The sequence below is a fragment of the Agromyces protaetiae genome (assembly GCF_004135405.1).
Taxonomy (GTDB): Bacteria; Actinomycetota; Actinomycetes; order Actinomycetales; family Microbacteriaceae; genus Agromyces; species Agromyces protaetiae.
In genome coordinates this window covers 2,626,459-2,638,778 of the sequence record NZ_CP035491.1, presented here as the reverse complement: position 1 = coordinate 2,638,778, position 12,320 = coordinate 2,626,459, and the positions used below count along the sequence as shown (strand labels likewise).

The 12,320-nt window shown below is 70.3% G+C and carries 12 protein-coding genes, 1 tRNA gene and 1 pseudogene; 10 read left to right on the top strand and 4 right to left on the bottom strand.

Features of this window, described 5'->3' with window-relative positions; genetic code table 11:
* The first annotated feature begins 190 nt into the window (after positions 1-190).
* From ET445_RS12245 to ET445_RS18475, 7 genes and pseudogenes are all read left to right on the top strand, one after another.
* The gene (locus ET445_RS12245; RefSeq protein ID WP_129191544.1) at positions 191-1,309 is read left to right on the top strand and encodes an aggregation-promoting factor C-terminal-like domain-containing protein; all 1,119 of its coding nucleotides are present in this window, start codon (positions 191-193) and stop codon (positions 1,307-1,309) included.
* Positions 1,309-2,127, top strand: a complete 819-nt coding sequence (locus ET445_RS12240) for an oxygenase MpaB family protein (RefSeq protein ID WP_129191543.1) — start codon at positions 1,309-1,311, stop codon at positions 2,125-2,127. Before ET445_RS12245 ends, ET445_RS12240 begins: the two co-directional genes overlap by 1 nt.
* Positions 2,124-2,615 carry an Lrp/AsnC family transcriptional regulator gene (locus ET445_RS12235; protein ID WP_129191542.1) on the top strand — a complete coding sequence of 164 codons (492 nt, stop codon included), beginning with the start codon at positions 2,124-2,126 and terminating at the stop codon, positions 2,613-2,615. Before ET445_RS12240 ends, ET445_RS12235 begins: the two co-directional genes overlap by 4 nt.
* A gap of 109 nt (positions 2,616-2,724) precedes the next feature.
* Positions 2,725-3,897 carry a pyruvate dehydrogenase (acetyl-transferring) E1 component subunit alpha gene (gene pdhA / locus ET445_RS12230; RefSeq protein WP_129191541.1) on the top strand — a complete coding sequence of 391 codons (1,173 nt, stop codon included), beginning with the start codon at positions 2,725-2,727 and terminating at the stop codon, positions 3,895-3,897.
* Positions 3,894-4,931, top strand: coding sequence for an alpha-ketoacid dehydrogenase subunit beta (locus ET445_RS12225; RefSeq protein WP_129191540.1), 1,038 nt, complete (start codon positions 3,894-3,896; stop codon positions 4,929-4,931). The genes pdhA and ET445_RS12225 overlap by 4 nt, the downstream gene beginning before the upstream one ends.
* Positions 4,928-5,485 (top strand): annotated as a pseudogene (locus tag ET445_RS18675) (biotin/lipoyl-containing protein); the annotation flags it as partial. The gene ET445_RS12225 and the pseudogene ET445_RS18675, both read left to right, overlap by 4 nt.
* A gap of 155 nt (positions 5,486-5,640) precedes the next feature.
* Positions 5,641-6,318, top strand: a complete 678-nt coding sequence (locus ET445_RS18475) for a dihydrolipoamide acetyltransferase family protein (RefSeq protein WP_341769704.1) — start codon at positions 5,641-5,643, stop codon at positions 6,316-6,318.
* A 91-nt stretch (positions 6,319-6,409) separates the two neighbouring features.
* Here the strand turns inward: ET445_RS18475 and ET445_RS12215 are convergent, their stop codons facing one another.
* On the bottom strand, positions 6,410-6,949 hold the full coding sequence (locus ET445_RS12215; RefSeq protein WP_129191539.1) for a hypothetical protein: 540 nt from the start codon (positions 6,947-6,949) through the stop codon (positions 6,410-6,412).
* Positions 6,950-7,094: 145 nt separating this feature from the next.
* Here ET445_RS12215 and ET445_RS12210 point away from each other — a divergent pair, with 145 nt between their 5' ends.
* From ET445_RS12210 to ET445_RS12200, 3 genes are all read left to right on the top strand, one after another.
* Positions 7,095-7,970 carry a hypothetical protein gene (locus ET445_RS12210; protein WP_129191538.1) on the top strand — a complete coding sequence of 292 codons (876 nt, stop codon included), beginning with the start codon at positions 7,095-7,097 and terminating at the stop codon, positions 7,968-7,970.
* A 62-nt stretch (positions 7,971-8,032) separates the two neighbouring features.
* Positions 8,033-8,368 carry a nuclear transport factor 2 family protein gene (locus ET445_RS12205; RefSeq protein WP_129191537.1) on the top strand — a complete coding sequence of 112 codons (336 nt, stop codon included), beginning with the start codon at positions 8,033-8,035 and terminating at the stop codon, positions 8,366-8,368.
* 186 nt (positions 8,369-8,554) lie between these two features.
* Positions 8,555-9,739: an IS481 family transposase gene (locus tag ET445_RS12200; RefSeq protein WP_129188301.1), complete on the top strand. Its 1,185-nt coding sequence runs from the start codon at positions 8,555-8,557 to the stop codon at positions 9,737-9,739.
* 44 nt (positions 9,740-9,783) lie between these two features.
* Here the strand turns inward: ET445_RS12200 and ET445_RS12195 are convergent.
* The 3 genes from ET445_RS12195 to nadD all read right to left on the bottom strand — a co-directional run bounded on the left by ET445_RS12195 (position 9,784) and on the right by nadD (position 12,312).
* A tRNA-Ala gene (locus ET445_RS12195) sits at positions 9,784-9,859 on the bottom strand.
* Between the two features lie 78 nt (positions 9,860-9,937).
* Positions 9,938-10,327, bottom strand: a complete 390-nt coding sequence (rsfS, locus tag ET445_RS12190) for a ribosome silencing factor (protein WP_129192542.1) — start codon at positions 10,325-10,327, stop codon at positions 9,938-9,940.
* A 1,385-nt stretch (positions 10,328-11,712) separates the two neighbouring features.
* On the bottom strand, positions 11,713-12,312 hold the full coding sequence (nadD, locus tag ET445_RS12185; protein WP_129191536.1) for a nicotinate-nucleotide adenylyltransferase: 600 nt from the start codon (positions 12,310-12,312) through the stop codon (positions 11,713-11,715).
* Positions 12,313-12,320: the final 8 nt, after the last annotated feature.

The following is a 12,320-nucleotide window of genomic DNA, read 5'->3' as shown; positions in this document are numbered from 1 at the left end:
ACGGCGAGGATCCGCTTCGCACGCACGGGTGTCGAGTCTACGCTGCGTGTCCGCCCGACCGCCGAGCGCGGCGTAGGTAGACTCGCCGCGCTCGGGAGGGGGTTCCGCGATGGTCGAACGACGGCGGATGCCTCGGCCGCGCGCGCGTCGCGCGCTCCCCTCGAGGCTGGTCGCATCCGCAATTGCGGTCGTGATTGCGCTCGGCGCGGCCCTGCTCTGCCCCGGACCCGCCTACGCCGAGGACTACCCGTCCTGGGCCGAAGTCGAGGCTGCGAAAGCGGACGTCTCGACCCGCGAAGCCGAGGCGAACCGGCTCACGGCGTACATCTCCGACCTCGAGGTCGAGGCCGGACGGCTCGGCGACGCCGCCGTCGCCGCGGCCGCACGGGCTGCCGACGCGGAGGCGAGACGCGTCGCGCAAGCGCAGCGTACGGCGGCTCTCGAGACCGCGGCGACGAACGCCGAGAACGCGGCGACCGAGTCTTCGGCGCAGTTCGGGCGAGCGGCTTCCCTCCTCGCGAGGACCGGCGGCGCCGATTCCGTGCTCCGCATCGTCGCTGCCGCCGTGCCGGGCACCGGCGGTGCGGGCCCAGACCGCGTGCTCGCCGATCTCGCCCGCGCCTCGCGCGTCGCCGACCTCTTCGGAGGACTCGCCGAGCGTGCGGCGACCCAGCGCGCCGCCGCCGCCGCGACCCGCGATCAGGCGCGGATCGCGGCCTCCGAGCGCGGCCGACTTGCACAGGAAGCAGCGGATGCCTCGGCTGCGGCCCAAGCCGCCCACGAAGCCGCCGAGGCCGCGCTCGCCGCACAACGCGCGACCCTCGACACGCTGTACGCGCAGCTCGCGAGCCTCCGCGACCGCAGTGTCGATCTCGAACGCCGGTTCCAGATCGGCGAGCAGGCCCGGCGCGAGGCCGAAGCGCGCGAAGCCGCGGCGAGCGAAGCCGAGGCCGCAGGGGGCGGCGGTTTGTCGACGGCTCCCCCGCCGCCCGGCGTCGTCGTCGACCCGGCGGGCGCGAAAGCGTATGCACGCTCGGCGATCGGCCGGTACGGGTGGGGCGGCGATCAATTCCGTTGCCTCGACCTCCTGTGGACGCGCGAGTCGAGCTGGCGTGCCGACGCCTACAACCGCTCGAGCGGCGCGTATGGCATCCCCCAGTCGCTCCCCGGAAGCAAGATGGCCGCTGCCGGCGCCGACTGGCGTACCAACGCCGCGACGCAGATCGAGTGGGGACTCTCCTACATCTCGGGGCGCTACGGGTCGCCGTGCGGTGCGTGGGCGCACTCGGAGGCCTATAACTGGTACTGATGGACGCCGAAGAGACCGAGGTGTTCCGCCGACATGCGGGCGATGCGACCCTCCTCGTCGGCGGTGCCGCCGCGATCCTCCTCCAGCTCGCCGATCCGCGCGTCGCGCGCGGGGTGGCGCGGCACAGCGCGTTCCGCGACGACCCGATGAAGCGCCTGCGCGGCACGCTCGACTACGTGTACGCGATCGGGTTCGGCGACGAGCGCCTGCGCCGTGCGGCGGCTGCCGAGGTCAATGCGAGTCATCGTCCGGTGCGGGGTGCTGCTGAGGCATCCGGCCCTGCGTACAGCGCGTTCGATCACGACGCGCAGCGCTTCGTCGCCTCGACGCTCCTCGCCGTCGCGCTCGACCTGCAGGAACGCGTCGCGGGCCCGCTCGACGAGCGCGACGCCGACATCATCGTGCGGGGGTACGGCCCCATCGCGGGCAACCTCCAGTCCGCGCGCGCCGGTTGGCCCGAGACCCGGCGCGAGTTCGACGGGTGGTGGAGCGAGCGGATGACCCGACTCGACGTCGGCGACGAGGCGCGCGCCGTCGCCCACGCCCTCCTCGTCTCGCCGAACCTGCCGAAGATGTCGTACCTCGCGCTGCCGCCGCTCCGCATCGTCACAGCCGCGCTCCTCCCCGAGCCGGTCCGGTCGGCGTACGGCTTCCGGTTCACGCCGCGCGTCGAACGGGCCGCCGACGGATGGTTCTCGGCCCTCCGTGCCGCGCGGGCGATGACCCCCGAGTCGGTGCGACGCATCCCCCTTCGCAGAGCACTCCTCCGCGTGGAGGACCGCAGCCGCTACGCTGAGAGCGGGAGCCGACGCCGATGACCGAACCGCAGCAGAGACCAGAGCCGCTCGATCCGATCGACCGGCGGATCGTCGCTGAATTGAGCCGCGACGGTCGTCTCTCGGTGCGCACGCTCGCCGAGCGCGTGCACATCTCGCGCACGGCCGCCCACAACCGCCTGCAGCACCTGCAGCAACGCGGCGTCATCACGGGGTTCGGTGCGCAGATCGACCGCAAGTCGATCGGCCTGTCGATCTCGGCGCTCGTCGTCGTACGCGTCGGCGATGTGCCCTGGGAGGAGATCGCGAAACGCCTCGCGGCACTGCCATTCGTCGAGAAGGTGCAGGCGGTGTCGGGCGACATCGACCTCATCCTCACGGTGAGCGCGCCCGATCACGAGCAGTTGAGCCAGGCGATCCTGCGAGACATCCACGATCTCCCGGGCGTCGTGTCGACGCGTTCGCACCTGATCCTCGCCGAACTGCCCGGCCGGCCGCCCGCGCAGTCGCTGGACATCTGGCGCATCTGACCGCTTTCCCACCGGACGCGCGGCGCGCATTCCGACCGGGTCGCGCCGTTCGTTCATGCTTCTGCGGCGCCTCTCCCGGCACCGTGGCAGGGTGTCGCACGATGGCCTCATGACACTCAACGTCGAGCATCATGCGACCCGGACCCTTCCCGCCGACAAGCCCCTGCGCCTCCTCGACAATGCCGGACACGCGGCATCGATTCGGGATGCCGCGGGGTTCGCGCTTCCCGACCTCGCCACGCTCCTCGAGCTCTACCGGCGCATGGTCATCGCGCGCCGGTTCGACGTGCAGGTGACGGCGCTCACGAAGCAGGGCCGGCTTGCGACCTACCCGTCTGCATACGGGCAGGAGGCGAGCGAGATCGGCGCCGTGTCGGCGCTCGAGGCGGTGGACTGGCTGTTCCCGACGTATCGCGACTCGATCGCGCTCCTCACGCGCGGCATTCCCGCCGCGGACATCCTCGCGTCGTTCCGCGGCGACTGGCACAACGGCTACGACCAGCACGCGCACCGCACGTCGATCCAGGCCACTCCCCTCGCGACCCAGGCGCTCCACGCCGTGGGACTCGCTCACGCGGCGCGGCTCCGCCGTGACCGGATCGTGTCGCTCGCCTTCCTCGGCGACGGCGCGACGAGCGAGGGCGACGCGCACGAGGCGTTCAACTTCGCTGCCGTCTGGCAGACGCCGACGGTGTTCGTCGTGCAGAACAACCAGTTCGCGATCTCGACGCCCGTCGCGAAGCAGACACGCGCGGCGACCTTCGCCGACAAGGCCGTGGGCTACGGCATGCCGGGCTTCCACGTCGACGGCAACGATGTCGCCGCGATGTACGCCGTGACGAAGTCCGCCGTCGACCGCGCGCGTTCGGGCGGCGGTCCGACGCTCATCTCGGCGCTCACCTACCGCATCGAGTCGCACACGAACTCCGACGACCCGACGCGCTACCGCCCGTCGAGCGAGGTCGAGCACTGGAAGCGGCGCGACCCCATCGAGCGGCTCGAGAAGTACCTCGTCTCCGAGGGCGCGCTCACCGAGATGATCCGCGCGGAGATCGTGGATGCCGCTGAGGAGCTCGCCGCAGACACGCGCGACGCGATGTCGGTCGAGCCCGACATCGACCCGCTCGAGCTCTTCGACCACGTCTACGCGACGCCTCGGGCGGCACTCGCCGAGCAGCGCGCGGCGCTCGCGGCCGAACTCGTTGCACACACTCAACTGAGTGAATCCAGCCGCGTCGGTTCGGGCGCCGACACCGCCACGCGCGCTGGAGCCGCTCGATGACCGCCGCCGCGATCGGCACGACCGTGGCCGCAGGCGCCGGCCCCGAGACATCCGCCGCGCCCCTCACCATGGCGGGAGCGCTCGGCGCCGCCCTCCGCGAGGCGATGGCCGCCGACGACCGCGTCGTCGTGTACGGCGAAGATGTCGGCCCCCTCGGTGGCGTGTTCCGCGTGACCGACGGCCTGCAGGCGCAGTTCGGCGACGAGCGCGTGTGGGACTCCCCGCTCGCCGAGTCGGGCATCGTCGGCACGGCGATCGGCATGGCGATGTACGGCATGCGCCCGGTCGTCGAGATGCAGTTCGACGCCTTCAGCTACCCGGCGTTCGAGCAGATCGTGTCGCACGTCGCGAAGATGCGGAACCGCACGAAGGGTCGAGTGAGCCTTCCGATGGTCATCCGCATCCCGTGCGCGGGCGACATCGGCGGCGTCGAGCACCACTCCGACTCCTCCGAGGCGTATTGGGCCGCGACACCCGGCCTCACGGTCGTCATGCCGTCAAACCCGGCTGACGCCTATTCGATGCTGCGCGAGGCGATCGAGAGCGACGACCCCGTCGTGTTCATGGAGCCGAAGAGCCGGTACTGGGCGAAGACGCCCCTCGCGCTCCCAGTCCAGACGGCTCCCATGAATCGCGCACAGGTCGTGCGCGAGGGCACGGATGTCACGCTGCTGGCCTACGGTCCGACGGTCCGCACCGCACTCGAGGCCGCCGAGGCCGGTTCGGCAGAAGGGCTCTCGGTCGAGGTGATCGACCTGCGGAGCCTCTCCCCCTTCGACGACGAGACGGTGTCGGCGTCGGTGCGGAAGACGTCGCGCGCAGCCGTCATCCACGAAGCCGCCCAGTTCGGCGGATACGGCGCCGAAGTCGCGGCCCGCGTCACCGAACGGAACTTCTTCCATCTCGCGGCCCCCGTGCTGCGCGTCACGGGTTTCGACATCCCGTATCCGTCGCCCAAGCTCGAAGAACACCACCTGCCGACCGCCGACCGGGTGCTGGCCGCGCTCGCGACCTGGGAGTGGGACCACGCATGAGCCGCGACTTCCTCCTCCCCGACCTCGGCGAAGGGCTCACCGAAGCCGAGATCGTCGGCTGGCTCGTCGCCCCGGGCGATGCCGTCGCGATCGACCAGGTCGTCGTCGAACTCGAATCGGCCAAGTCGGTCGTGCAGCTTCCATCGCCGTTCGCGGGCGTCGTCGGCGCGCTCGGTGGCGAGGTCGGTCAGGTCCTCCATGCGGGTGACGTGCTCCTGACCTTCGAGACAGCGGATGTCCCGCCCGCACCCGCTGCCTCGCTCGCACCGGTTGCGGCCGAGCCCGGCGTCGCGGTCCCGGTCGAGGCGGCATCGGATGCCTCGGGCGCTGTCCTGATCGGTTACGGCACGCGCGAGCGGGCGGGTGCCCGGAGGCCGGTCGCGGCCGGTCGGTTCGGGAGACCGCGGGGCGAGAACGCCGGCACGCCGGCACCAGGCCCCGACGTCGCGAGCATCGCGACGGGAGGCCTCCTCATCGACCCGTCACGGCACTCGCCTGTCGTCTCCCCCATCGTTCGCCGGATGGCGCGCGAGCACGGGTTCGACGCGAGCGGGCTGCTCGGAAGCGGTCCTGATCATCTCGTCGTGCGACGCGACGTCGAGCTGGCGATCGCGTCGAGGGAGAGCCATCCGGAGCGTCGACCTTGCCGGCAGCGCCTGCCGCAGATGTCATCGCCGAAGCATCCGTCGCTCCCCCGGGCGACCGCCGTGTGCCGCTCGACCGCACCGCCCGGGCCGCTGCCGCCCAGTTCTCCCGCTCGCGCCGTGAGATCCCCGAAGCGACCGTCTGGGTCGACGCAGACGCCACAGGCCTCGTCGAGGCGCGCCGCGAGCTCGAGCGCGCCACGGGCGAACGCTTCGGCATCACTGCGCTCGTCGCGCGGTTCGTGGTGGCGGGGCTCCGGAGGCATCCGTCGCTGAACGCGAGCTTCGACGCCGAACGGTCGGAACTCGTGCTCCACGGCGCGATCAATCTCGGCGCCGCGACGCAGACCGCGCGCGGGCTCATGGTCCCCGTCGTCCACGGCGCGGAGGCGATGAGCCTTCGCGCGCTGCGCGACGCCCTCGCCGAACGCGCGGCGCAAGCGAAGGCCGGTGCGTTTCCGCCCGCGGCGCTCACGGGCGGCACGTTCACGCTCAACAATTACGGGGCGCTCGGCGTCGACGGATCGGCGGCGATCATCAACCACCCCGAGGCGGCGATGCTCGGCATCGGGCGCTTCGTCGAACGGGCCTGGGTCGTCGACGGCGCGCTCGCCGTACGCACCGTCACCGAACTCACGCTCTCGTTCGACCACCGGGTGTGCGACGGCGCCGACGCTGCGGCGTTCCTCACGTTCGTCGCCTCGTGCATCGAACGCCCGGTATCGGTGCTCGCCGAACTGTGAGCGGCGAACCCTGACGAAACGGCTGCGGCGCCGACCCGGATGTCCCGGGGGTCAGCGCCGCAGCTTCGGTCTTCGAGCGGTGCGTCGCGACTCAGAAGAAGTCGACGGGCGTGCCCGCTGCGCGCTCGACGTCGCGCGTGTCTTCGCGCGCGGCCTTGAGCTTCGCGACCGCGACCCGCAGTCCCGACTCCATCTGCGCCGCCCACGCGTCGGATTCGCGTGCCGATGCCTCGGCGTTGCGAGCACGTTCCTCCGCGGCATCCGCCGCCTTCTTGGCGTCGCTCACCTGACGGAGCGCGAGGCTGATGCCGTAGTACGCGGCGACCATCGTCGCGATGGGAGCCGCGATGACCGCGAGCGCGCTGATCGCGGCGCCCGTGGGGCTGAACGCGATGAGCAGGGCGAACGCGAGGAAGAGCGCGACGATCGCCGCGAGTACGACGAGCATGAACCGCAGGTCGCGACTCCACGCGCGACGCTCGGCGGGTGCCGCCGATGGGTCCGACTGCGACGCCGACTCGTCGGGCTGGGCGAACACCGGATCGGGCGCCGGAACCCCCGGAACCGTCGTCTCGTAGGCGGCCGTAGCCGTCTCACTCGTCGTGGTCGGTCGGACGTTCGCGTCTGACATGAGCTCCCCGCTTCCCCGTTCGCACGGACGATCCCAATTGTGTTCTGCCCCACCCGGACGGTCAAGGAGGTGCGCGGCGCGGCGCTGACCCCGCATGTGATGGAATGCTGCTCTGTAGCACGATCGACCCGAACGGACACCCTGCATGCTCCACGGCACCGAACATCTGGCCGCCTCCGGCGGCCTGCCGGCATTCGCACACGCGAACGGTTGGGAGTACGCGCCGACGGCGGCCGTCCCCGCGCTCGGCTCGAGCCTCTGGGAGCGCGCGTCGAGCGGCGCAGTCCGGGACCGGGTGAGCGGGCTCGGCTGGGAGGCCGGGCGTATCGTCCCGAGCCGGGACGGCGCGTCGCGCGTCGAACGCCGCGGCGGGCTGACCTACACGACCTCGGTGTCCGGCGGGGGCCCGACGATCCCGATCGACTACTTCGCCCTGACCCTTCCGCGACGACTGCCGAACATGGTGCTCGACGCCCGAGGCAACGATCACGGCCCCTTCTCGAGCCTGCAGACGATCCCCCTCGCGTCGCAGCGTCTCTCGCTCGAGGGCGATTTCGACTCGCACTTCCGCCTCTATGTGCCGACCGGGTACGAACGCGACGCCCTCTATGTCTTCACGCCCGACCTCATGGCGCTCCTCATCGACGAGACCGGCGACCTCGACGTCGAGATCCGCGACGACCGCCTCATCATCACCAGACCCGGCGGCTTCGACTTCACGAGCGCAGCGACGTGGGAGCGGTTCGGACGGATCCTCGAGACCGTCGGCGCCAAGGCCTGGGATCGCACCGACATGTATCTGGATGAGCGTACGCAGACCCCTGCACTGCAGTTCGGAGCGCCAGAGATCGGGGGCATGTCGTCCGGCGCCGGACCACGCGTCGCACCTGCCGGCCGGCGCGTCCGGCGCCTTCCGTTCGCAAACAGCCCCTCGGCGTGGATCGGGCTCGGCTTCGGCGCGTTCGGAATCCTCGTCGCGCTCGGCGCAGTGGTCTTCGCGATCGTCGTGAACGCCGGCTGAGGCCGACCGCGCGCTGCCGGCCTCCTCAGCGGATCTCCGGGACGGCGTGAAAGGCTCGTCACATGGATGTCCCCGAGCGCGTCACCGCACAACTCCAGGCGTACAACGCCCGCGACATCGACGCCTTCGCCGCATGCTTCGCCGACGACTGCATCGTCGAAGACGCAGAAGGCACCCTCCTCATGCGGGGGCGAGCGGCGATGCACGAGTCGTACGGTCGCATGTTCGCTGCCTCGCCCGACCTGCACTGCCGCATCGTGTCGCGGATCGTCGTCGGCGACCACGTGCTCGACGAGGAGCGGGTGACGGGCCGCGATGGCCGCGACGGCGAGTCGCACGTCGTCGCGATCTACCGGGTGGCGGGCGACCTCATCGATCACGTGCGGTTCATCCGGTAGTCGCCGGTCGGTCAGGCGACCGCAGGCGAGCCTGCGCCGACACCTCGAAGCAGCGCACAACGAGAGAATCCCCGGTCAGGGTGCCTGACCGGGGATTTTTGGTGGATCTGAGGGTGTCTGAGTTCGCGACATAGGTCACAGGTGATGTGTCGCTCATGAGTCGCGTCATAGGTCACAGTCGGCGGCATGTCGAAGCACCGGGTGATCGTGTTGAAGATCGTCGCGAAGCAACTCACCGTCACCGAGGCGGCGGAGCAGTACGGACTCTCGCGGCGGCATCTGCACCGGCTCCTCGCCCGTTACCGGGAGGAGGGACTGGATGGCCTGGAGTCTCGTTCCCGAGCCCCTCGAACCTCACCGCAGAAGACGACAGACCGGGTGCGGGACCGCATCGTCGAACTGCGCCGCGCTCTGACCGACGCCGGAAGCGATGCCGGGCCGGTCACGATCGCCTGGTATCTGCGCACGGAAGGGCTGCGACCGCCGTCGACGTCCACGATCCGACGGGTCCTGCACGCCGCCGGCCTGATCATTCCCGAGCCGAGGAAGCGTCCGAGATCCTCCTACGTGCGGTTCGAAGCATCCCAGCCCAACGAGACCTGGCAATCCGACTTCACCCACTGGCGCCTTGCCGACGGCACCGATGTCGAGATCCTGAACTGGCTCGATGACCACTCCCGCCTGCTGCTGTCCTGCACCGTCCACCACCCGGTCACCGGCCAGGACGTCGTGGACACGTTTCTCGCCTGCGTCGACGACTACGGCCCGCCGGCGTCCACGCTGACCGACAACGGCCGCGTCTACACCGCCCGACATGGCGGAGGACGCAACGCGTTCGAATACGTCCTGGCCGTACTGAACATCGTGCAGAAGAACGGCGCCCCGAACCGCCCGCAGACTCAGGGGAAGATCGAACGCTTCCACCAGACCCTCAAACGCTGGCTGACCGCCCGACCCCGCGCGACCACGATCCCCGAGCTGCAACATCAGCTCAATCAATTCCGGGAGCACTACAACCAGCACCGCCCGCACCGCGCTCGAGAAACGACTCCCGCGATCGCCTACGCAGCCTCACCGAAAGCCGCGCCCGCCAGCAGCCGCCCCGACACCATCCACTACCGCGTCCGCCACGACCACGTCGGCAGCAACGGCAAGATCAGCTTCCGCCGTGCCGCCCGCATGCACCACCTCGGAATCGGCGCGAACCACCGCGGCACACCCGTCATCCTCATCGCCGACGAACACACCGTCACCGTCATCGCACTCCGCACCGGCGAAATCATCGCGACCAACACCATCGACCCCAACAAGGCCTACTGGCGCAACACGATGAGAGCCCCAGGCCGATGGCCCGGGGCTCTCAAAACGTGACCTATGTCGCGACTCAGGTGAGACCTATGTCGCGACTCATCACATGGTGGATCTGAGGGGACTCGAACCCCTGACCCCCTGCATGCCATGCAGGTGCGCTACCAGCTGCGCCACAGACCCAGATTGTTTCGTTCACCGCTCTCGCGGCAACGGATTCAGATTACACGCCCATCCGCCCGAAACGAAATCGAGCGACCCTCATGCGGAGGGCTCGGCTCGGTCGACCGCGAGGAGCGGAGCGACGGGGATCGCCGGGCAGTCGAGCCACAGTCGTTCGAGTCCGTAGTACATGCGGTCTTCACGGTGGAAGACGTGCACGACGAGGTAGCCGAGGTCGAGAAGCACCCAACGCGCGTGCTCGCGACCCTCGCGGCGAACGGTCTTCACCCCGGCCTCGAGCAGACGGTCCTCGATCTCTTCGGCGATCGCGAGCACGTTGCGCTCGGTCGCGCCCGTGACGATCAGGAATACGTCGGCGAAGGGCATCGGGCCAGAGACGTCGAGCGCGACCAGATCCTCGCCGCCCTTCGCGTCGGCCGCGCGCGCGGCGACGGCGAGCAGGTCGAGGGCATGCTGAGAGGCGGTCATGCGATCCAATCGGTCGAGAAGGCGTGCGGAAGCCGCATCAGAACAGGCCTGCGACCACGCCGATGACAAGAGTGGTGACGACCCGAGGGCGAGTACGCCCGCCGTGATCGCAAGGATGAGGGGGGCGTTCAAGCCCTCCTTCTTGGGCGGTGCCATGACCGCCTTCGCAGCACTCTGCGTGCTGATCGCGCTGGTCGCGGCGACGGGTGCGACACCCGTGCCCGCGACGTCTTCGACCTGCTCGAACAGCCGGTCGACATCGCTTGAGTCGATGTGGCTCGGGTGGAGGCCTGTGGCTCCGAAGCTCCGCGGCAACTCGATCGACCCCGTGACGATGAGCTCGGCGCCCCCGGAGATCGACTGCCCGAGTCCGCCGTCGTTCGGAAGCGACGGCAGGATGAGCGCGTTCGTCGTCGTCGGCACCCCGTGCCCGCCGCGCGAGAGCAGCTGATCGAACGGCTCGGAGCGATCCACCGGCTGTTCGAGCTGCGAGGTCCAATGCCCGATGGGCTTGGAAGCATTGGATGCCTCGGCCGGCTGCCGCACGGCTGCCGGCGGTCGCGGCGGAGCGGTCTGGCGAATCGGACCGGGCGCTGCCGACGGAACCGGAGTGCCGGGAATCGGCAGCGGTCCCCCGGGCGGCGAGGGCGGAGCCGCCGCCGGTTCAGCGCCCGCGGGTGTCGTCGTGGCAGCGCCGAAGAGGTCGTCGAACGCGGTGTCGGTGTCGTCTTCGTGCTCGTCGATCTCGCTCTGGTCGATGAGCGCGCGGAGTTCACGACGGGTCAGCGTGCGTTCGGGCGTGCGCGAGCCACCCGCAGCGGGTGCTGCCGAAGGCGCCGGGGCAGCGGGCGTGGTGGGGGTCGGCACCGGTGCGACCGGCTGGGTGGCAACCGAAGGCGGGGCGGTCGGTGCGGCCGGCTGCGCCGGTTGCGACCACGCCTGGGGCGTCTCGCGAGGGGCGAACGCCGAGGGAATGGGTGCGCGCGGCTCCGCATCGGCGGCGGGCACAGTGGTCGAATCGGGTGCGGCGATCGGTCCGCCGAACGGCGACGCCTGAGGCGTCGCGAGGCCGGCAGAACGCGGAGCGAACGCCGGTGCGGGCGGCGCAGCCGTGACAGGCGCGGGCGACGAGAAGTTCGGAACCGGCTGTGCGGCCGGCGGTACCGGCTGGGGCGCCGCAAACGTCGGCGAAGTCTGTTGGGGGTACGACGGCGCCGCCTGTGGAACGGGTGCCGGCTGAGCGGGAACCACGCCCGGCGCGGGCGCCGCGAGATACGGCGGCTGCGGGACATCCGTCGGAGGGGTCGCCGCAGCGGCCTGCTGCTCGCGCACTCGCTCGAGTTCTCGCAACTCGCGGCGCGTCAGCGGCTGATCCTGCGACGACGTCATTCGACACTCCGATAGAGGTGGTGCTTGGAGATGTACTGGACGACCCCATCTGGCACCAGGTACCACACCGGGAAACCCCGGCGCACCCTGCTCCGGCAGTCGGTCGACGAGATCGACAGTGCCGGAACCTCCAGCAAGCTTACGTGCTGCTCAGGCAATCCTGAAACGCTCAGCACGTGTCCCGGGCGACTCACAGCAACGAAGTGCGCAAGGTCCCACAACTGCGCGACATCGCGCCACTCGAGGATCTGCGCGACGGCGTCGGCGCCGGTGATGAAGAAGAGTTCTGCGTCGGGGCGATCGCGGCGGATGTCGGTGAGCGTATCGATCGTGTAGGTCGGCTTGTCGCGGTCGATGTCGACGCGGCTCACCGTGAAGCGAGGGTTCGAGGCGGTCGCGATGACCGTCATGAGGTACCTGTGCTCAGCCGGCGACACGCCGGGCTTGTACGACGGCTGACCGGTCGGCACGAACATCACCTCGTCGAGGTCGAACGATTGCGCGACCTCGCTCGCCGCGACCAGGTGGCCGTGGTGGATGGGGTCGAACGTACCGCCCATCACGCCGATCCTCGGTCGGCGCGTTCCGCCCGGCATCGCGCGAT